The sequence below is a fragment of the Nocardia sp. IBHARD005 genome, from assembly GCF_052814245.1.
This window is the reverse complement of record NZ_CP199935.1, coordinates 2,370,351-2,392,292: the sequence shown is the minus strand read 5'-3', so window position 1 is coordinate 2,392,292 and position 21,942 is coordinate 2,370,351. Positions and strand designations below refer to the sequence as shown.

General features: G+C 68.8%; 10 protein-coding genes (1 of these 10 cut by a window edge). 6 read left to right on the top strand and 4 right to left on the bottom strand.

The features are described 5' to 3' along the window. Nucleotides 1–34: 34 nt before the first annotated feature. Nucleotides 35–562, top strand: coding sequence for a hypothetical protein (locus tag ACTWPB_RS11145; RefSeq protein ID WP_446225585.1), 528 nt, complete (start codon nucleotides 35–37; stop codon nucleotides 560–562). Here the strand turns inward: ACTWPB_RS11145 and ACTWPB_RS11140 are convergent, their stop codons facing one another. Then, nucleotides 563–1,243, bottom strand: coding sequence for a TetR/AcrR family transcriptional regulator (locus ACTWPB_RS11140; protein WP_446225584.1), 681 nt, complete (start codon nucleotides 1,241–1,243; stop codon nucleotides 563–565). A gap of 217 nt (nucleotides 1,244–1,460) precedes the next feature. On the opposite strand from ACTWPB_RS11140, the gene ACTWPB_RS11135 reads away from it, so the two are divergent. The 5 genes from ACTWPB_RS11135 (at nucleotide 1,461) to ACTWPB_RS11115 (ending at nucleotide 7,340) form a co-directional block, all read left to right on the top strand. Beyond that, nucleotides 1,461–2,999 carry an amino acid permease gene (locus ACTWPB_RS11135; protein ID WP_446225583.1) on the top strand — a complete coding sequence of 513 codons (1,539 nt, stop codon included), beginning with the start codon at nucleotides 1,461–1,463 and terminating at the stop codon, nucleotides 2,997–2,999. Nucleotides 3,000–3,111: 112 nt separating this feature from the next. Continuing rightward, entirely contained in the window at nucleotides 3,112–3,858 is a 747-nt protein-coding gene (locus ACTWPB_RS11130) for a DUF1989 domain-containing protein (RefSeq protein WP_446225582.1), read from the top strand. Further along, nucleotides 3,855–4,469 (top strand): urea amidolyase associated protein UAAP2, encoded by a 615-nt coding sequence (locus tag ACTWPB_RS11125; RefSeq protein WP_446225581.1) that lies wholly within the window; start codon nucleotides 3,855–3,857, stop codon nucleotides 4,467–4,469. Before ACTWPB_RS11130 ends, ACTWPB_RS11125 begins: the two co-directional genes overlap by 4 nt. A 284-nt stretch (nucleotides 4,470–4,753) precedes the next feature. Then, nucleotides 4,754–6,721: a 5-oxoprolinase/urea amidolyase family protein gene (locus ACTWPB_RS11120; RefSeq protein ID WP_446226300.1), complete on the top strand. Its 1,968-nt coding sequence runs from the start codon at nucleotides 4,754–4,756 to the stop codon at nucleotides 6,719–6,721. Between the two features lie 166 nt (nucleotides 6,722–6,887). After that, a complete protein-coding gene (locus ACTWPB_RS11115) occupies nucleotides 6,888–7,340 on the top strand; it encodes an SRPBCC family protein (protein ID WP_446225580.1) in 453 nt (150 codons plus the stop codon). A 36-nt stretch (nucleotides 7,341–7,376) separates the two neighbouring features. Here the strand turns inward: ACTWPB_RS11115 and ACTWPB_RS11110 are convergent, their stop codons facing one another. The 3 genes from ACTWPB_RS11110 to ACTWPB_RS11100 form a co-directional block, all read right to left on the bottom strand. Next, the gene (locus ACTWPB_RS11110) at nucleotides 7,377–8,528 is read right to left on the bottom strand and encodes an ATP-grasp domain-containing protein (protein WP_446225579.1); all 1,152 of its coding nucleotides are present in this window, start codon (nucleotides 8,526–8,528) and stop codon (nucleotides 7,377–7,379) included. 85 nt (nucleotides 8,529–8,613) lie between these two features. Next, complete coding sequence (locus ACTWPB_RS11105) at nucleotides 8,614–9,192, bottom strand: Uma2 family endonuclease (protein ID WP_446225578.1); 579 nt, start codon at nucleotides 9,190–9,192, stop codon at nucleotides 8,614–8,616. Between the two features lie 139 nt (nucleotides 9,193–9,331). Then, a protein-coding gene (locus tag ACTWPB_RS11100; protein ID WP_446225577.1) for a non-ribosomal peptide synthase/polyketide synthase crosses the window boundary here: on the bottom strand, nucleotides 9,332–21,942 show its 3' portion. Its footprint extends 32,950 nt past the window's final position; the window shows 12,611 of its 45,561 coding nt (coding positions 32,951–45,561); its start codon lies beyond the right edge, outside the window; it ends in the stop codon at nucleotides 9,332–9,334.

Genomic DNA, 21,942 nt, shown 5'->3' with positions numbered 1-21,942 from the left:
GGGTTGGCCACGAATCACGGAGAGGGAGGTCCGCATGTCGGTCGTGCGTGCCGGTGTGGTGTCCGCCAGGCGGAGCCTGTTCTATTGCTTGATCGGCGTCCTGGTCACCACGGGCGTCGTCGGGTTGTTCCTGGCGATGTTCGGGGTGAACCGGGTGATCACCGGATTGCTGGTCGGTGCGGTCGGCGGGTTCGCGGTAGGTGTGGCGCTGTTCGTCCGTGATGTCATCGAACTGCACGAGCACGCGATCTACGCGCGGACCCCGTTCCGCTCGTCGACCGTGCCGTGGGACCGCGTCGTGGCGGGCCGCTTCACCCTCGACGAGCACGCGCGCTGGGCACTGGCGCTCGACCTCAACGGCGAGTCGGCCGACGAGCTCGTGCTGCTGTCGATCCCACCGGTGATCCGGCCCGTCACCGGCGCCTACGACATGCGCAAACGCGAGCAGGTGAGCGAGATCCGGGAGATATTGCGCGCCAAGCGAATCCCGATCACCGTGCTGCCCGAGATCGCGGGCGCGCTCAACCAGCACTGGCAGATCGCCCCGCCGACCGCCCGCTGATCACGCGGGCGGGCTGCCGCCGATCTCGCCGAGCCGGCCGAGTAGCGCGTCGGCCGCGGCCCGCACCGCGCCGACGTCGCCGCGATGTCCGACGATCCGTACCACCCCGTCGGGGATCACGCGCTCGGTGTCGATGCCCGCGGCATCTTCGTCGTATCTGATCGCGATCACCGTCTCCACCAGCCGGAACGGCAGGATGCGCGCGTCATCGGATTCCCCCGCGGCTTCCGATGACGCGGCGGCCAGGCGCTCGTAATGCCCGCGCAGTTCGTCACGGCGCCGCCGGAACGCGACGAAACGCTCGGTGCGCAACTCCGGCAGCAGGTACAGCGCTCCCAGATTCCAGCGCGCCGTGCGCAATTGGCGTACATCGAACAGTGCCAGCGCGTACAGCTGGGTCACCGCGTCGTCCGGTTCGATCATCATCCGCTGCGCCAATTCGACCGGTCCCGCCACTGTTTCGGCCAGCAGCGCGTCGAGGATGTCGTCCTTGGCGGCGAAGTGGTGATAGAGCGAAGCCTGGCGGATGCCGACCGCGTCGGCCACCGCCCGCGTCGAGGTGTTGGCATACCCCTTGGTGGTGAACAGCTCCGCCGCCGCGTCGAGGATCTCCGCGCGCGGCGTAGTTCCCTGCCTGCGCCGCTGTTCCAGCCGGGGACGCCCGGGACCCAGATTCGCCACACCGGAGATTCTGTCATCGGCCTACTACCCGCACCGCAGCGGGCAGCTCACCAGCGAAAATGCCGGACCGTCGAATTTCTGTCACTTGATAGAAACTCGGGCAACGCAGAAGTTACCGCGGGCCGCGCAGTCGATACACGCACGACACCGTTCGTGCGATCACGCGCGCAAAACTATCGACTGATAGATATTGGCCGAACCGCTGAAGGACACCGACATGGCCACGACCCTCGAATCCCCCGCCGCCCCAACCGAACTCGGCCGCGACAGCGCCGATCTGGCAGCCTTCGGATATCAACCGGTCCTGCATCGCAAACTGGGGCGTTACGCGTCCTTCGCGGCAGGTTTCTCGTTCGTCTCCATCCTCACCACGATCTTCCAGTTCTTCGGCTTCGGCTATTCGTTCGGCGGCGCTGCCTTCTTCTGGACATGGCCACTCGTGTTCGCCGGCCAGTTCCTGGTCGCGCTGAACTTCGCCGAGCTCGCCGCCCGGTACCCGATCTCCGGCTGTATCTATCAGTGGTCACGTCGCCTGGCGGGCGGGCTGATCGGCTGGTTCGCCGGGTGGATGATGGTGATCGCCCAGGTCGCCACCGCCGCCGCGGCCGCCATCGCACTCCAGGTGGTACTGCCATCGATCTGGAGCGGATTCCAGCTCATCGGCACCGACACCGCGCTCACCTCCCGCGACGGCGCGATGAACGCCGTGCTGCTCGGCAGCGCGCTGCTCGTTGTCACCACCACGATCAATGTGATCGGCATCGATCTGATGTCGAAGATCAATTCGATCGGTGTCACCGTCGAGATCGTCGGCGTGCTGGCGATCATCGCGCTGTTCTTCGCCAGCACCGAGCGCGGCCCCGATGTGGTGTTCCAGACCGACCAGGCCTCCCCCGGCCCGTACTGGGCGGCGTTCCTGGTCTCGGGTCTGATGGCCGCGTACGTGATGGTCGGATTCGATTCCGCCGGTGAGCTTTCCGAGGAGACCAAGAATCCGCGCAAGGTCGCTCCGCGCACCATCCTGCTCGCCCTCGCGGTATCGGCGCTTGGCGGTGGGCTCATGCTGCTCGGCGCGCTGATGGCGGCACCGAGCCTGTCCGACGGCGAATTGTCCGCCGGTGGACTGGCTTACGTGATCACCTCGAAGCTGAACAGCCCCGCCGGCTCGGTGCTGCTCAGCTGCGTCGCGGTCGCGGTGATCGTGTGCACCCTCGCGATCCAGACCGCGGGCTCGCGCCTGATGTTCTCGATGGCCCGCGACGGCAAACTCCCCTTCGCGAAGGCCCTGTCCACCGTGCACCCCCGGTTCGGCACCCCGGTATGGCCCGCCGTCGTGATCGGCGCCCTCGGCATCGGTCTCCTGGTCCTGAACCTGGGCAACCCCGCGATCTTCGCCACCCTGGCCAGCGTCTGCATCGTCAGCTTGTATCTGGCGTACCTGCTGGTCACCGTGCCCTTGCTGCTGCGCCGCATCAAGGGCCTGCCCGCCCCCGACGACAAAACCCTGTTCCACCTGGGCCGCTTGGGGATCCCGATCAACGCACTCGCCGTCGTCTGGGGCATCGCCATGGTCATCAACCTGGCCTGGCCCCGCCCCGAGGTCTATACCCCCGCAGGCGGCAGCTGGTGGCAACTCTGGGCAGGCCCCCTGTCGGTGGCGGTCATCCTCACCGTCGGCGGGGTCGTCTACCGCTTCGTAGTAGCGACCCCGGAAGACGCCGAGCCTGCGGCCGAAATCGCCACCGCGACAGCTTGATCCAGATTCGCGACGGGTGCGCCGAGTACGCATCCGCCGCGACTCCGCCCAGCTCGCACCACGAGCTCGCCCGTCGTCCCAGTTCGTCAACCCGCTCGCCGAGGAGTAACCGATGACGAGTACCCAGTCCACCGAGGGCGCCCGCGCCCACGCGCGAGCCCAAGCGGCCGCCGCCACGACGGCCCGCCCTGAGACGCCGAACGGTGTCGATCCCGCCGCGGTCGCTGTCGCACAGCGCATTCCCCCTGGCGGCTACGCGAATGTCGTGCTCGGCCGCGGCACCCGGATCCGGTTCGCCGACCCGTCCGGGACCACCTGCGCCCACCTGTTCCTGCTGCGCGCCGAATCGCCCTGGGAGCGCCTGAATGTCGCCGACACAGTAAAGGTGCCATGGCAGGCCTACCTGAGCGCGGGCCACCCGCTGCTCTCCGACCAGGGCAGAGTGCTGGCCACCGTGCTCGCAGACTCCGCCGGTCACCACGACACGCTGTGCGGCCCCACCACCGAAGGCCGCCACCAGCTCCACCTGGCCGGAGCGAAACAGGGCCTCGAGCCCCGCGATATCGGCCCATCGATCGCACTGTTCCGAGGTGCCCGAGTCGCCGCGGACGGCGCGATCGAGTCGACCGGCAACGGTCCCGCCGGCGCCACCCTCGACCTGATCGTCCACCTACCGGTGACCATCCTGGTCGCCAACGCCCCTCACCCCCTCGACGACCGCCCCACCGGTGACCTCGACCTCCTCGCGTGGTCCGCCCCCACCGATCGCGCCACCAACGACGACCCCGAATACCAACGGGCCGTGGACAACACCGAATCCGCTTGGACGGCCGCACTGAACTCGGAGGTTCCGGCATGACCGCCACCCGCACCGTCGTTCTCGACGAAACCGTCCCCGCCCGAGCACCGTGGTCGGCCGTCATTCGCGCGGGCGACCACCTCGACATCATCGACCTGCACGGCAACCAGGCCGTCGACTGCCTGCTCTACTCCGCCGCCGACCGCACCGACCGCTACAGCGCCCAGGCCACCATCGCCGCGCAGCGCAATATCTTCCTCACCACCGGCAGCGTCCTGCGCACCGAACGCGGCACCCCCTTGATGACGGTCGTCGCCGACGAGGTCGGTAATCACGACACCATCGCGGGCGCCTGCTCCCAGGAGTCCAACACCCTGCGCTACGGCCGGCACACCCGCCACCAGCACGCCTGCGTGGAGAACTTCCTCACCGCCGCACTCGAATGGGGCCTTGGCAAACGCGACCTGGTCTCCAACATCAACTGGTTCATGAACGTCCCCGTCGAATCCGACGGCACCCTCGGCATCGTCGACGGCCTCTCCGCCCGCGGCAAGAAACTCACGCTCCACGCCGAGGTCGACACCCTGGTCCTCGTCTCCAACTGCCCCCAGATCAACAACCCCTGCAACGGTTTCGACCCCACCCCGGTCCGCATGGTGGTGACCCGATGAGCCTCACCGGCACCCGGACCGGCTACGCCGCTGCCGATCCGTGTGCCGAGCAGCCCGCTGCCACCGTGGCCCCGCTGGTTCCGGCCGCTGCCGATACACACCACGGCGCGACCGAAGCACCGACCGCTGGCCGGGCCCGTACCTCAGGCATCGGTGCAGCCGCGTCCGCGGTCGGCGTCGCCTCCAACGTCGCACTGCTCGACGGAGCCGCGCCCGAGACAACCTCGGGCGTCCCGGTGGTGGCATCTCCTACTCCGCGGCACTTCACTGTCCTTCGCCCCGGAATGCAGACCACGGTGCAGGACTGGCCGGGCAGAATCGGGTACTGGCACATCGGCGTTCCACCGTCGGGCCCGATGGACGACCTATCGTTTCGCCTCGGCAACCGGGTGCTGGGCAACCCAGCAGGCGCGGCCGGGCTCGAGTGCACGCTGGGCGGGCCCGCGTTGCGGTTCGCCGCTCCGACGTGGGTGTGTGTGACCGGCGCGGTCGCCGAGGTCCGGGTGGACGGCGTCCCGGTCGAGCAGTGGCGGACCGTCGAGGTCCCAGCGGGCGGCGTGCTCGATGTCGGCGCGATCCGCGGACCTGGCATGCGCACTTACATCCTGGTTTCGGGCGGTATCGAGGTCGACGAATTCCTCGGCAGCGCGGCGACATTCACGCTCGGCAAGTTCGGCGGCGGAACCGGTGCCGCGTTGCGCGCCGGCGAATCGCGCACGCTGGGCGCACCATCGCCCCGCCTCGCCCCCGCCATCCCGATGGCCGACCAGCCCGCCTTCGCGCACCGCTGGGAAGTCGCCGTCACCGAAGGCCCACACGGCGCACCGGAGTTCTTCACCCGCGCCGACTTCGACACGATTATCGGCACCGATTACGAAGTCCACTTCAACTCCGATCGCACCGGAGTCCGCCTCATCGGCCCCAAGCCCGAGTGGGCTCGCACCGACGGCGGCGAAGCCGGCCTGCACCCGTCGAACATCCACGACAACGCCTATACCGTCGGCGCCCTCGACTTCACCGGCGACACCCCGATCCTGCTCGGCCCGGACGGCCCCAGCCTCGGCGGATTCGTCTGCCCGGTCACCGTTGTCACCGCGGACCGCTGGAAACTGGGCCAACTCACCCCGGGTGACAAGGTCCGCTTCGTCCCGATTCGCGCCGAACATGCCGCTCCCGCAGCTGAACTCGGTCTCCGCCGCCGCGCGTCCTTCGGCACCGTTCTGTCGGCGGGCCGCGACGGCGACGACGGCGTCCTGCGCCGCACCGAAGTCGACGACGAAACCGGCGTGACCTACCGACGACAAGGCGACGACGGCGTCCTTGTCGAATACGGCACGCTCACTCTGGATCTGGGACTTCGCGCCCGCGTGCACGCGCTGCACCAACACCTCATCACGATCGGTCTGCGCGGAGTCATCGAACTCACGCCCGGCATCAGATCCCTGCAGATCCGCGTCGATCCGGCAGTTCTGCCGATCGGCAACCTCCTCGACCTCCTCGCCGAAGCCGAACCGCAGCTACCCAATTCCGGCCAGCTGGTGGTCCCGAGCCGCACGGTCCACCTCCCGCTGTCCTGGGACGATCCCGCTACCAGGGAAGCGATCACCCGCTACATGCACGGCGTCCGCGCCGACGCCCCCTGGTGCCCGTGGAACATCGAATTCATCCGCCGCATGAACGGCCTGCCCTCCGTCGACGACGTCTACAAAACCGTCTTCGACGCCGAATACCTGGTCCTTGGCCTGGGCGACGTCTACCTGGGCGCCCCCGTAGCCACCCCCACCGATCCCCGCCACCGTCTCGTCACCACCAAATACAATCCGGCCCGGACCTGGACCCCCGAAAACGCGGTCGGCATCGGCGGCGCGTACCTGTGCATCTACGGCATGGAAGGCCCCGGCGGCTACCAGTTCGTCGGCCGCACCACCCAGGTCTGGAACCACCGAGCCCGCCCCACCGGCACCGCGGGCCCCGGCGTCGACCGTTTTCCCGCCGAAACACCTTGGCTCCTGCGCTATTTCGATCGCATCCGCTGGCACCCGGTAGAGGCAGCCGAATTGCTCGACCTGCGCGCGGATTTCGCCGCGGGCAAGGTGGACATCACCACCGAGGACGGCGACTTCCGCCTCGCCGACTACCGCAAGTTCCTGGCGGACAACGCCGACTCCATCACCGACTTCCGCACACTCCAAGCCGAAGCCTTCGCCGAGGAGCGCCAATCCTGGCGCACCGCAGGAGAACTCACTGACTGACTCCGACGGCGGGCTAGCTCCAGCCCGAAAGTCTGCGCTCGCGGACAGGTCGGTGAGTGCCACCTGACCCAGCAATCTCGGATTACTCGGCCACTGCCAGAACGCACCGGCGCCCCGCCGGTCCAGGAAAAGGCCGCCTGACCAGCGGTCGTCTATTGTTGCGTCGATGAACTCCATCACCGCGCAGCGCGAGATCGCGGCACCTGTCCAGCATGTGTGGGCCGTCCTGACCGATCTGGACAGCGCCGTCGAAACCTTGTCGGGGGTGACCCGGATCGAGCGACTCACCGGCGACGGCTATCGAGTCGGAACTCGGTGGCGGGAAACCCGGAAGATCCTCGGCAAAGAGGCCACCGAGGAAATGGAGGTGACCGAAGTCGACCCGGAGCACCGCACAACGCTCATCGCGGAATCCGGCGGAATCACTTACCGGACCGAATTCACGCTGACCCCAACCACCACCGGAACAAACCTGACGATGACCTTCGCGGGCACTTCGACGACCACCGGCTGGCGGGCCGTCATCGAGAAGGTGACGTCGCCGCTCGGGACCGCCGTCGCACGCAAGATGATGGCCGCCGATCTCACCGATATCGCACGCGCGGCGCAGGCTCGCTAACCCGCAGACCGAGCGACCGCGACACGCCGACGGCGATCAGCCCGCCACCAGATCCGCACTCCGGCGCCCTCCGCCAGGTACGTACCCACCCAGCGGAGGGGCGACCTCCATGACCGCTTCCGCCACAGCGAGACAGGCACCGAGCCGCGGCGGCTGCCGCAATCCCGAATCACCTTGCAGCAGTAACCGAATCGCGGCCCACGGTAGATTCACATCGGCGAAGGCCGTGTGGAAAAGGCCAGCCGATGGCCGCGGGTTGGCCTCGAGCAGCACCGGTTCCCCACCGCGATAACGCAATTGAACATTCGTCAGATAGGCCAGCCCGAAGTGCCGCACGAGCCGGCGTGCGATGTCGACCAGGGTCGGATCGTCGAGCAGAATGCGGAAGCGTCCCTGCTTGGCCCGCGCAATTCCCATCAGCAGTTCACCTCCCGGAGCCGAGAGGCAGTCGATGCTGATCTCCGGATCTTCGAGAAACGGCATCACGAGCAGCGGTAACACAGCTTCCCCTTCCTCCGCCGCCCGGCGCATCGCCCCTGCGATCGCCTCGACCGAGGCCACCGGCCGTGGTGCGACCCGAAGGTTCGCCATGGTCAGCGGGCGGTCGTCCAGGATGCGAAACCCGAACGCCGAGAACTCACCGCTCGGCTTGATGCACAGCGTCTCCCCGCCCATCGACAACTCGTCGACCGCCGAGCGGAACTCCTCCGCGTTTCGCGCCTCCCGCCACGGCGGCACGGGAATGCCTGCCGCACCGGCGATCTCATAGGTGCGGACCTTGTCGGTCAGCGCCGCCACCGCGGACAACGGCGAACACATCAGGCTGGTGCCGACCGCCGCGAAGTCCGCCGCTCGGCCCGCGAGCGCGTCGAGGCGGCGCGGCGGTATGAGAACGTCGATGCGGTGCATGCGACAGAAGTCGAGCGCGAACCGTGCGTACTCCTCGTTGCTGACGTACCTGGGTTCGATCGCCGACACGTCACACACCGAGAGGGCGGCCGCACTCGGATCCACATTGCTGGCATAAATGGTGACGTCGACCCCGTCAGGGTTCTCCCGCAATAACCGCATGACCTGAACGGTCGCCGCACCAGCACTGCTCAGCCAAACCCGAAGCGTAATACCGACCGCTCCCTTCCTGTTCCCGAAACGAACCCGGACCCTATCCCGGTTCAGCGTCGAGCACATTTCGAGAACAAAGACCCCACATCACATCCACCCCGCCAGAGTCCCAATACCTACTCGTCGGCGACCCCAGCCAGTGGGAAGTGGCCTAGCGAGGGAGCAGCGCACCAGGGTCGAACGTGACCTCGAACGGTGCTCGCAGCGTCACCGGGTCCCCTGCCGACGCGCGGTGCGTATGTTCGTATTCTCCATCCGGTCCGAGCGCATAAGCGAAGAGCACCGGCAACTGCTCATCGACCAGGCGGCCCTTGAACGAGTTGATCTCGAAGCGCCAGTACGTCGGGATGCCGGCCTGTGCGTACAGCACGGGCTTAACCATCCGGTCCTGCAACGTTGTCGATTTCGACACGACTTCGACGGCTAGTTCGACCTGACCGACCGGCACCCCGCGCCCGTGCCAATCGATCGGGCCCGCGACCACCATCAGGTCGGGAATAGGCTCGTCATCGCCGATGAGCACACCGACGCCGTCCATCACCAGTCGGTCGGCGGGTACAACCGCGTCGAGGACCTGCGTGAGCCGCTTTATCAACCACTGATGCATCGGTTTCGGCGCTGCATTCACGACGAGCTGGCCATTCAGCACCTCATATCGCAGACCGTCATCGGGCATCTGATCGAGATCCGCGGCAGTCCAATGATCGGAACGCGGCGACGGCATCGCCATACATCCACCTCCGACCTCGTCGAATGCACCGCGCGCCGCCCGCGTCGGTCGATTCGAGTCTAGCGGCTGCGAGAGGCATTCGGCATGCCCGATGCTGCTCGCCCAGCAGGCATGACCTGGTGGGCGAGCGGCTTCGGGCCTACTCCGCGACGATCACCCGGACTTCACCGTCGGCTGTGTCGGTCGGATCTGCCGCTGTGACGAACCAGTGGGTGACCTCCCCGTCCGCCAAGTCGTCTTCGACCGAACCGTTGGGGAGCACCGACAAGGCGCCTGCGGTGGACGAGGCCAGGAATTCCTGGATGGCGGCCGGGCCGGAGGCGTGGGTGGTGTAGGTGGTGCATTCGTAGTCGATGCCGTATTCGTCGCGGAGGCGTTCGGCCAGCGCTACCGCTTCGGACTGGTCGAGGACCGTGGTGTTCTCACCGGAGACCAGCACGAAGGCCGGGTGGTTTTCGGCGAGGGGGCGGACCCGGTCGGCATAGGAGACGGGGTGGGCTGCGGCGGCGGCGATGTCGGCTTCGATGTCGGGCAGGACCAACCACTGGCCTGCCACGCCTGCGACCGGGATCGCGCTGATACCGAATGTCGCTCCGGCAGCGGCGATCTCGACGCCGGACAGTTCGCCGGCGAACAGCACCGCGGCACCCGCCTTGTGGACCGCCCAGGCGGCGAGGACCGAATCAACACTGCGCGGCAGCGAGATCGCGACCACGTCGCCGGGGCCCGCACCGCGGGCGATGAGTACCCGGGCCAGCTGCGAGGACTTGCGATCCAGTGCGCTGTAGGCGATTTCGCTGTCGCCACGCAGCAGGGCCGGTGCCTGTGGGTCGGCTTCGACGACCTCGGCGAGCACCTTCGCCACTGTCTGCGCGCCGACGCCCGTCGCGACCGGGGCCGAAACAGCGGCTGTCACACCGGAATCGGCGAGCAGCTGGGCCCGCTCGCTCGCATCGAGGATGTCGATGTCGCCGACCAGACCGGTCGGATTGTCGAGCAGCTCGTCGAGCACGCGCAGCAGGCGCTGCGACAGCGTGCGAACCTCGTCGGCGGTGAAGGTGCTGGTCAGGTACTTCATCGTGATCTCGATGGTCGACTCGGCCATCACCACCAGCGTGAGCGGGTAGTGGGTGGCGTCGTCGAGGCCGACACCGGTGACCTGCATGCCGTCGATCGAGCTCGCCGCGGTGACGGCGTCCTTGTCCATCGGGTAGGACTCGAACACCACCAGCGTGTCGAACTGCGAGCCCATACCGGCCACCCGCTGGATGTCGGACAGGCCGACGAAGTGGTGGCTGAGCAGTTCGGCCTGCTCGGACTGCACCCGCTGGGTCAGCTTCTCCGCGGTCATCCGGTCGTCGATCCGGATGCGCACGGGCAGGGTGTTGATGAACAGGCCGACCATCGACTCGACGCCGGGCAGTTCCGCCGGGCGACCGGAGACGGTCGCGCCGAACACCACGTCGTCACGGCCGGTGAGGCGCCCGACAACGATGCCCCACGCGGTTTGCAGCAGGGTGTTCACGGTGACACCCAGTTCGCCGGCGAACTTGCCGAGCGCCCTGGTGCGGTCGTTGTCGATCTCGACAATGACCTTGCCGAGTTCGTAGCGTTCCTCCGAACGCGGCGCGGGCGCGAGCTGGGTGGGGCCTTCGACCCCGGCCAGCGCTTCGGCCCACACCCGCAACGACTCTTCACGATCCCAGCCCGAGAGCCAGGACAGGAAGTTGCGGTAGGACGCCACGCGCGGGAGCGCGGTGAGGTCACCGCGCACCGCGTAGAGGACGAGCAGATCGCGCATGAGCAGCGGCATGGACCAGCCGTCGACCAGGATGTGGTGGACGGTGATCGCCAGGTGCGCCTGACCCTCGCCGACCGTGTACAGACCGAAGCGGATCAGCGGCGCGGTGGCCATGTCGAACTGGTTCGCCTGGTCGGCGAGCAGTAGTTGGCGCATGCGCGGCATCCGCTCGTCGGCGGGCAGGTCGGTGAGATCGACCTCGCGCCACGGCACCTCGAGCTCGGACAGCACCACCTGCACCGGCTGACCGGCCGAATCGGTGACGAACGCGGTCCGCAGGTTCGGGTACCGGTCGAGCACGGCCTGGGCCGCGCCGCGCAGACGCTGGGTGTCGAGCGTGCCGGTCAGGTCGAGCACGGCCTGCACGGTGTAGACGTCGACGGTCGCCGAGCTGAGCATGGCGTGGAACATGAGGCCGGCCTGCAGCGGCGAGAGCGGCCACACCTCCGACAGCGCGGGGTAATCGCGCTCCCACAGCTCGAGATCGGACTGGCCGACCCGAACCAAAGACATGTCCGACGGGGTGAAGCCGCCCGCGTCGGCACGCTGGGCGTGTGTGGCGAGCGCGGTCAGCGCGGCCACGAACAGATCGGCGAACTCCTGGACCTGTTCGACGGTGAGCAGCCCCTTCGGGAACGCGATGTTCGCGCCGAGCTGCGGGCCCTCGTCGCCGTCGTTGACGATGGCGTTGATATCCAGCGTCGCGTTGGCGGGCATGTCGAGGTCCATCTCGGCGTCGAGCTGACCCAGATCCGCCACCGGCACCCAGCCGAGTTCGGCGAGTTCGGCGGGGATCTCACCCGCGGTCGCGCGGCCGAGGTAGTTGAAGCTGATCTGGCCGACGCTGGGCAGATCCGCGCCCTCGGTGGTCAGGTACTTCAGCATGCCGTAACCGATGCCCTTGTCGGGCACGGCCAGCATCTGCTCCTTGACCGACTTGATCACGTCGGCGAGCACGGCGCCACCGGCGAACGCGTCGTCGAGGTCGGCGCCCGCGAGATCGAGGCGGACCGGGAAGGCGGTGGTGAACCAGCCGACGGTGCGCGACAGGTCGGCACCGGCAACGATCTCTTCCTGGCGGCCGTGGCCTTCCAGCTTGATCAGCACTCCGTTGGATTGCGGCGCGCTCGAGGGCCCTGCGTGGTTACGCTGCGCTACCGCCTCCGTGCCCGCCGTGCGCGCCGCGTTGGTACCGGATTCGTCACCGCGCCAGCGGGATACGGCCAGTGCGAGTGCGGTGAGCAGGCCGTCGTTGACGCCGCCGTGGTAAAGGCCGGGGATCGCGGTGAGGACCGCGTCGGTGACCTCGGGCGACAGGGTGAGCTGCACCCGGTCGACGGTGGCGAAGGTGTCGACCTGCGGGTCGAACGCCCGCGCACCCAGCTGCGGATCGGCGGTGGCCGAAACCTCGCGCCAGAACGGCAGTTCCGCGCGGCGGTCGGTGGACTGCGCCACCAGGCTGTGCGCCCAGCGCCGCATCGAGGTGCCGTTGACCGGCAGCGTGACCGGCTGACCCGCCGCGATCTGGCCCCAGGCCATGCCGAGGTCCGGGATCAGGATGCGCCAGGAGACGCCGTCGATCACGAAGTGGTGGCCGACGATGAGCAGCACGTCGCGGCGGCGCGGGCCGTCGGCGGGCTCGCCGAAGGTGAACCAGACGAACTGCACCATGGCGGCGTTCGCGGGATCGAGACGACCCATGGCCTCGTCGTATTCGACGCTGGCCAGCTTGGACAGCTGATCGTCGGCGATGTCACCGGCGACCTCGACCCGACGCACGAGGGTGGTCACGTCGACCTCGCCCGGCGCCAAAGCCTCGAAGATCCAGCCGTTCTCGCCATCCTTCGCGACCCGCGAACGCAGCACATCGTGGTGGTCGAAGACCGCACCGATGGTGGCGTGCAGGACCTCGGCCGTGATGTTCTCGGGCAGGCGAAGCACCATCGACTGGGAGAACCGGTCGTAGGTGGAGCCGCTCGCCAGGATCTGGCGCATGATCGGCAGCATCGGGATGTCGCCGACACCGCCGCCCGGCAGTTCCTCCAGCACGATCTGTTCGGCATCGCCCGCGAGCACCGCGATCTCGGCAAGCCCTGCCACGCTGCGCTTTTCGAACACATCGCGCGGTTTGAAGAGCACACCGCGGTCCTTGGCGCGCGAGACCAGCTGGATGGACAGAATCGAGTCACCGCCGAGGGCGAAGAACGAATCGTCGAGACCGACGGCGTCGACACCGAGCACCTCGGCGTAGACGGTGGCGATGATCGCCTCGACTTCGCTTGTCGGCGTGCGGAACTCGCGCGGGGCGAGAACGGGCTCAGGCAGTGCGCGACGGTCCAGCTTGCCCGCGGGGGTGAGTGGGATCTCGTCGAGCACCATCACCGCGGCGGGCACCATGTGCGCGGGCAGGTGCTGCGCCGCGTACTCGACCAGGGCGGCCGGGTCAACGGCACGCCTGGCGGGCTGGGACACGCCAGCGGAGCGTGACTCCGCAGGGCCCTCAGGCGCGCCGCCATCGGATACAGCGCCACGCACGTAGGACACCAGGATGGTGGCGCCCGCGTCGGTCTTGCGGCCGATGGTGGCGGCGAACTCGACGTCGTCGTGCGCGGTGAGGACCGCGTCGATCTCGCCCAGCTCGATGCGGAAACCGCGGATCTTCACCTGGAAGTCGTTGCGGCCCACGTATTCCACGACGGGCTTGCCGTTGACGGCGCGCCAGGCGACGACGTCACCGGTGCGGTAGAGGCGCTCGCCCACCGCGGGGCCGCCAGCGGACCCGGCGTAGGGGTTGGCGACGAAACGCTCGGCGGTGAGGCCGTGGCGCGCGTGGTAGCCGCGAGCCAGCGGAACGCCGCCGAGGTACAGCTCACCGGCCACACCCTCGGGGACCGGGCGCAGACGGTTGTCGAGCACGTACACGATCGCGCCCGCGATCGGGCCACCGATGTTCATGGTGTCGCCCGGCAGCAGCGGATCGGACAGGTTGGTGGCGATGGTGGCCTCGGTCGGACCGTAGGCGTTGTAGAACCGGTGGGTCGCCGGGTCGGTGCCCGCGCTGTGCCAGTTCGCGACCAGGTCGACGGGGGCCTTGTCGCCACCGACGATCAGCGCTTCCAGTCCGGCCAGTGCCGCGGGTTCCATCGACGCCGCGACCAGCGGGGTGAGGAACACGTGGGTGAGCTGCTGGCTCGCGATGATGTCGGCCAGCTCCTCGCCGCCGACCACGCCGACCGGCGTGATGACGAGGGTGCCTGCCGAACCGACCGCGAGGAGGAACTCGAGGATCGAGGCATCGAACGACGGCGACGCGAAGGCCAGGGTCCGCGCGTTCTTGTCGAGACCGAACTGCGCGACCTGGGCGGCCGCGAAGTTGGGCACACCGGCGTGCGTGACGACGACGCCCTTGGGCAGACCCGTCGAACCGGAGGTGTAGATCATGTAGGCCGTGTTGCCGGGGCGCACAGCGCCGCGACGGTCGGCGTCGGCGATCGGGGCGTCGGACTGCGCGGCGACCTCGGCCTTGGTGGCCGCGTCGTCGAGGGTCAGCCAGTCGCCCAGCGCCGGCGCGGGCAGGTGCCCGACCTCGGCCGACACCGTAATGCCCAGTGCCGCACCGGAATCCGACATCATGTGCGCGATGCGCTCGGCCGGGTACTTCGGGTCGACCGGCAGGAACGCCGCGCCGGTCTTGCTGACGGCCCAGATGGCCAGGGTGGTGTCGAGCGAACGCTGCATGGCGATGGCGACTACGGTCTCCGGTGCCGCACCGCGGGCGATGAGCACCCGCGCAAGACGCGAGGAGGCCGCGTCGAGTTCGGTGTAGGTCAGCGACGACACCGCCGGCGCGCCACCCGCAACCGACGACTCGAGCCCGTTCCCGGTCGACGCCGGGGTGAGCGCGTCCGCCGAAGCCGTGTCGGACAGCACCGCGCGCGACGACTCATCCCCGGAAGCCCCCGAGGCGAGCGCGCGAGCGAGCCCGATGCCGACCGGCTCGCCCGGCGCGACAATGGCCTGACCGGTCGGGTTGGTCGCCACGGCCTGCGCCAAAAGCTCCGGCAATGTGCTCACCGAAGCGGCGGGACCGCCTGTGCGAGTGAGCAGTTCGGTGCGCTCGGCGCCGTCGAGGAGTTCGAGGTCACCGACCGGGGTGCTGGTATCGGCGACGACCTCGGCGAGCAGACGCTGGAAGCGCTGCGCGAACTTCTCCACCGTCGCCTGGTCGAACAGCGCACTGGCGTAGGAGAACTCGGCGTAGGCACCAGCGTCGTCCCCGGCCGCCGCTTCACGCACGGTGAGTAGCAGGTCGAACTTGGCGGTGTCGACGTCGAAGTCGACGGCCGAGACCGAAAGACCCGGCAGCTCGAAGCTGGCGTCGGGCAGGTTCTCGAACGACAGCGCCACCTGGAACAGCGGGTGCCGCGCGGTGGAGCGCTCGGGGTTGAGCAGTTCCACCAGGCGCTCGAACGGGATGTCGGCATGGGCGAAGGCGGCCAGGTCGGCTTCCTTGGCCTGGGTCAGCAGCTCCGCGAAGCTCAGCTGCCCACCCACCTGCGTGCGCAGGGCGAGGGTGTTGACGAACATGCCGATCACGTCGTCGAGTTCGGCCTCACCACGGCCCGCGATCGGTGTGCCGATGACGATGTCCTCGGTGCCCGACATGCGCGCCAGGAACACCGCAAGCGCGGTGTGCACGACCATGAACAGCGTCGCGTTCTGCTCGCGAGCGATGGCGGACAGCCCGGCGTGGATGTCGCCGCCGATCGGGAACAGCACCCGGCCGCCGGCGAAGGACTGCGTGCTCGGACGCGGCCTGTCGAGGGGCAGGTTCAGCTCGTCGGGGACACCGGCGAGTGCGCGCTTCCAGTAGGCAGCCTGCTGGGCGACGAGGCTGGTCTCGTCGGTTTCCGAGCCGAGCACCTCGCGCTGCCAGACGCTGAAGTCGGCGTACTGCACCGGCATCGGCGCCCAGCCCGGGGCCTCACCGGCCGCACGGGCGGCGTAGGCGATCATCACGTCGCGGGTCAGCGGGCCCATGGACCAGCCGTCGGCACTGATGTGGTGGGCGACGAAGACCAGGATGAACTCGGCAGCCGAGTCCGACACGGCTCGCTTCGCGGCTGCGCCGTCAGTTGCGATGGCAGCGCCACCGTCAGCGGTCGCGGCGGCAGCGACTGTCGCGTCGGCGACGACGCGAAGCAGCTTGGCGCGCAACGGAACTTCGCCGATCACATCGAACCCGGTGGCGATGACTTCGGCGATCTTGCCTCGAACCTGTTCTGGGGCAACGGTTTCCGGCGTCAGGTCCGGGACATTGCCCTCGACCGGCAGGATCACCTGATGCGGTGTGCCGTCGGTCGACGGGTACACCGTGCGCAGGGTCTCGTGCCGCGCGAGCACATCGGCGACCGCCAGCTGCAATGCCTCGACATCCAGCGCGCCCGACAGGCGGACGGCGACGGGGATGTTGTTCACCGAGGACGCGGTGTCGAACTGGTTCAGGAACCACATGCGCTGCTGCGCGAGCGAGAGCGGCACCTGATCCGGGCGCGGGCCGGCGACCAGCGCGCGACGCCCACCGGCGCCCGCACCTTGCTCGACCTTCACCGCGAGCCCAGCCACGGTCGACGCCTCGAACAGCAGGCGCACGGGCACGCGGCTGTCCAGGGCGGCACCGAGGCGGGCCGCGACCTGGGTGGCCAGCAGCGAGTTGCCGCCGAGGGCGAAGAAGTCGTCGTCGGCGCCGACGCGCTCGGCGCCGAGCACATCGGCGAACACGCCTGCCACGATCTCCTCGATCGGGGTCGACGGCGCACGGAAGGCCTGCGCCTCGAACTCCGGCTCCGGCAGCGCCTTGCGGTCGAGCTTGCCGTTGACATTGAGCGGCAGCGCGTCCAGCACAACGAACGCGGCGGGCACCATATACGACGGAAGCCCGGCGGCCAGCGTCGACTTCACCTGTGCCACATCGACATCCGCGGCAGTCGCCAGCGGCGCGAGGCCACTGCCCGAGCCACCGACCTGTGAACCCGAAGCGACTGCGGCACCGACCAGGTACGCCACCAGGCGATCACCGGTGCGCGGATCGGACTTGGCGATGACGGCCGCCTGCGCGATCTCGGGCAGCGCGAGCAGCGCCGCCTCGATCTCGCCGAGCTCGATCCGGAAACCGCGGATCTTCACCTGGAAGTCGGTGCGGCCGCGGTAGTCGAGTTCGCGGTTGTTCCAGGCCACCAGGTCACCGGTGCGGTACATGCGGGTACCTGGGGTGAACGGGTTGGCGACGAAACGATCGGCGGTCAGGTCGGGGCGACCGAAGTAGCCGCGAGCCAGCTGCGCGCCGGCCAGGTACAGCTCACCGGCGACACCGTCGGGCACCGGACGCAGGCGCTCGTCGAGCACGTAGACCTGGCTGTTCCACTCGGGCGAACCGATGGAGACCGACACCTGGTCGGCGGCGTTGACGCGGTGCGAGGTGATCGAGACCGCGGCCTCGGTCGGGCCGTACAGGTTGAACAGCTCGGTGCGGCTGAACTCGGTCCGGAAACGCTGGGCCAGCGAGCCCGGCAGCGCCTCACCGATGGCCAGAACCCGCCACAGCGAATCTGGCAATCCGGAAGCGAGCAGCGCGTCGAGCATCGACGGCACCACGTGCAGGGTGGTGACCCATTCGCGGGCCATCAGCTCGTTGAGGTAGGCCGGGTCGCGATGGCCGTCGGCCGAGGCGATCACCAGGCGGCCACCGCACGCCGCTGCCGACCAGAACTCCCAGACCGAGAGGTCGAAGGTGGCGGCGGTCTTGAGCAGCACCGCGTCGGCGGCGTCCATGCCGAACTCGATCAGCTTCCACTGCAGCTGGTTGGCGATGGCGCCGTGCGGGACGGCGACACCCTTCGGCCGACCGGTGGAGCCGGACGTGAAGATCACGTACGCGGTGTTCTCCGGCCGCAGCGGTTCGGTGCGCTCGGCATCGGAAATCGGTGCGGCATCGGTCGATTCCAGGTCGAGCTCGTCGATGCGAATCACCGGCGCGACATCGGTGGCGAACTCGGCGTTGGTCAGCACGCAGACCGGTGCCGCCGTCTCGAGGATGTAGTCGGTGCGCTCGGCCGCCTGATCGGGGTCGACCGGCACGTACGCGCCACCGGACTTGGCCACCGCGTACATCGCGACAACCAGGTCCACCGAGCGGCGCATGGCCAGCGCGACACGGGATTCCGGGCCGACACCCAGCGAGATCAGGTGCCGCGCGAGGCGGTTCACCTTCGCGTCGAGTTCGGCGTAGGTGAGCTGGGCGCCGTCGTCGGTGACCAGGGCGGTCGACTTCGGATCGGCGGCCACCGACGCGTCGAGCAGCGAGACCAGGGTGGCCTCGGTGTCGACCGCGTAGGCGGTGGCGTTGCGGGCGTCGAGCACCTGGGTGCGTTCGGCCGGTGCCAGCAGCTCGATATCGCCGACCGCGGTGCGCGGGGTGGCGACGATCGCGCCGAGCAGCCGGACGAATCGTTCGACGAAGCCTTCGACCGTGGCGTGATCGAACAGGTCGGTCGCGTAGGTGAACAGACCCGAGATGCCTTCGGGCTCACCGGCATCGCCGTAGCGGTCGGTGGCGATCAGGTGCAGGTCGAACTGCGACAACTCGGTGGCGATGTCGAGGCCCGACACCGTCAGGCCCGGCAGTTCCAGGGTGGCGCGGCTGAGGTTCTGGAACGACAGGCCGACCTGGAACAGCGGGTGACGCGCGGTGGAGCGAACCGGGTTGAGCACCTCGACGAGGCGCTCGAACGGCACGTCGGCGTTGGCGAACGCCGCGATGTCGTCTTCACGCTGGCGGGCCAGCAGTTCGGTGAACGCCTCGCCGCCGTCGACCTTGGTGCGGAACACCAGGGTGTTGACGAACATGCCGATCATGTCGTCGAGCGCGGCTTCGCCACGACCGGCCATCGGGGTGCCGATGGCGATGTCGTCGGTGCCCGACAGGCGGGCGAGCAGCACCGCGAGGGCGGTGTGTACGACCATGAACAGCGTCGCGCCCTCGGCGCGGGCCAGTTCGACCAGCGCTCGGTGGGTGCCTGCGTCGATCTGGACGTCGACCTTGCTACCGGCGAAGGTCTGCACGGCGGGGCGCGGACGGTCGGCGGGCAGGTCGAGCTGATCGGGCAGGTCGGCGAGGGCCTGCTTCCAGTGCGCGACCTGCTTGGACGCCATCGACTCCGCGTCGTCCTCGCTGCCGAGGAGGTCGCGCTGCCAGATGCTGTAGTCCGCGTACTGCACGGCCAACGGCGACCACCCGGGCTCGGAGCCCATCGAGCGGGCCGCGTAGGCGGTCATCAGATCGCGGGTCAGCGGGGCGACCGAGGAACCGTCACCGGAGATGTGGTGCACGACCAGGGCCAGCACGAAGTCGCCTGCGATGCTTTCGGCGGGCTGGATCACGCCAGCGGAGCGTGACCACGCAGGGCCCTCGACAGCATCGCCATCGGATACAGCGTTCTCGACGCGGAACAGCGCCACCTTGAGCGGAACCTCGACGGTGACGTCGAACATCGTCGACATCAGTTCCGCGACAGCCGATTCCACCTCGCCGGCGGCGACGGTGCGTTCGATCAGTTCCGGCGCGGCCTGCGCGGGCGACAGGATCACCTGTGCCGCACCGGCTTCGGTCTGCGGGTAGATGGTGCGCAGGATCTCGTGGCGGGTCACCAGGTCGGTGACCGCCGCACGCAGCGCCTTCACGTCGAGGTCACCGGTGAGCCGCACCGCGACCGGCACGTTGTAGGCCGCCGACTGGGTGTCGAAGCGGTTGAGGAACCACATCCGCTGCTGCGCGAGCGAGAGCGGGATGTGCTCGGGGCGCGGACCGGCGGTCAGCGCCTTGCGATCTCCGGTCTCGGCGTGCTGCTCGACCCGATGAGCCAGGGCAGCCACCGTGGACGCCTCGAACAGCAGGCGCACGGGGATGCGGGTGTCGAGCGCCTCGCCGAGGCGAGCGGCGACCTGCGTGGCCAGCAGCGAGTTACCGCCCCAGGCGAAGAAGTCGTCGTCGAGGCCGACACGCTTGTCGGCGTCGAGGCGAAGGACCTCGGCGAAGGTGGCGGCCACGAGCTGTTCGCTCGGGCTGACCGGCGCGCGGAACACGGCCTTCTCGACCTCGGGCTCCGGGAGAGCCTTGCGGTCGAGCTTGCCGTTGGCGTTGAGCGGCAGCGCGTCGAGCTGCAGGAACACGGTCGGAACCATGTAGGACGGCAGCTCAGCCACGAGCGCCGCGCGCAGGGCGAGCTTGTCGACCTCGGCCGCGGCGCGAGACGACGACGCGCCGCCATCATTCGCAGGGCTGGCGCCCACGGCCACATCGGACGCGAGACCAGCGACGACGTACGCGACCAGGCGGTCGCCCACGACGGGATCGGCGTGGGCGAGAACAGCGGCCGAGGTGATGCCGGGCTGACGCAGCAGCGCGGCCTCGATCTCGCCGAGTTCGATGCGGAAGCCACGGATCTTCACCTGGAAGTCGGTGCGGCCTCGGTAGTCGAGTTCACCGTCAGCGTTCCAGGCGACGAGGTCACCAGTGCGGTACATGCGCTCGCCGAGTCCGGTGCGACCGGCGGGCGCGGAGGCGGCAGCGGAGCGTGACCACGTAGCGCCCTCGGGAGCACCGGCAGCAGATCCAGCGAAGGGGTCGGCGACGAAGCGGTCGGCGGTGAGATCGGCGCGATCGTAGTAGCCGCGAGCCAGCTGGGCACCGGCCAGGTACAGCTCACCGGAGACACCGACCGGAACCGGGCGCAGGCGCGAATCCAGCACGTAGACACGGCTGTTCCACTCCGGCGCACCGATCGAGACCGACACCTTGTCCGCGTCGGTGACCGCGTGGCTGGTGATCGAGACCGCAGCCTCGGTCGGGCCGTACAGGTTGAACAGCGCGGCGGTGTTGGCCGTGCGGAAACGCTGTGCGGTCGCGGCGGGCAGCGCCTCACCGATGGCGAGGATGCGGCGCAACGTACGAGGCAGTGCCGCACCGGATTCGGTGAGCAACGCGTCGAGCATCGACGGCACCACGTGCAGTGTGGTGACTGCGGTGGCCCGCATCAGATCGTTCAGGTAGGCCGGGTCGCGGTGGCCGTCGGCGGTCGCGACCACCAGGCGGGCACCGGCGACGGCGGCGGTCCAGAACTCCCAGACCGAGAGGTCGAAAGTCGCGGCGGTCTTGAGCAGCACCGCGTCATCGGCACCGATGCCGAATTCGGTGGTCTCCCACAGCAACTGGTTGACGATCGCGCCGTGCGACACCGCGACACCCTTGGGCTTGCCGGTCGAGCCGGACGTGAAGATCACGTACGCGGTGTTCGCGGGGACCAGGGTCGGCCCGGTGATCGCGGCATCGCTGACATCGCTCAGGTCGAGCTCGTCCAGGACGACCACTTCGACTGCCGCCGTGCTGAATTCGGCGTTCGCCGTGGTCAGCACGACAGCGGGCGCGGCCGTTTCGAGGATGTAGTCGGTGCGCTCGGCAGGCTGATCCGGGTCGATCGGCACATACGCCGCGCCAGTGCGAGCCACCGCGTACATCGCGATGATCAGCTCGGCCGAGCGGCGGATGGCCAGAGCCACCCGGTCCTCGGTGCCGATGCCGCGCGAGATCAGGTGCCGCGCAACACGGTTGACCTCTGCATCGAGTTCAGCGTAGGTCAGCTCGCGGCGTCCGCCGACGAGGCGACCGACGCCCCGAGTGCGCGCCACACCGGCGGCATCCGCCTCAGCGGTGCCACCATCGGATTCGGCGCCATCGACGCCCGCGGCAATCGCGTCGGATTCCGGCTCGTCCACGACCAGCGCGATGGCGTCAGGAGTGGCCGCCACGGTGGCATCGAACAGCGACACCAGGGTGGCATCAGTATCGACGGCGTGCGCGGTGTCGTTCCACGCCGTGACGATCCGCTCGGATT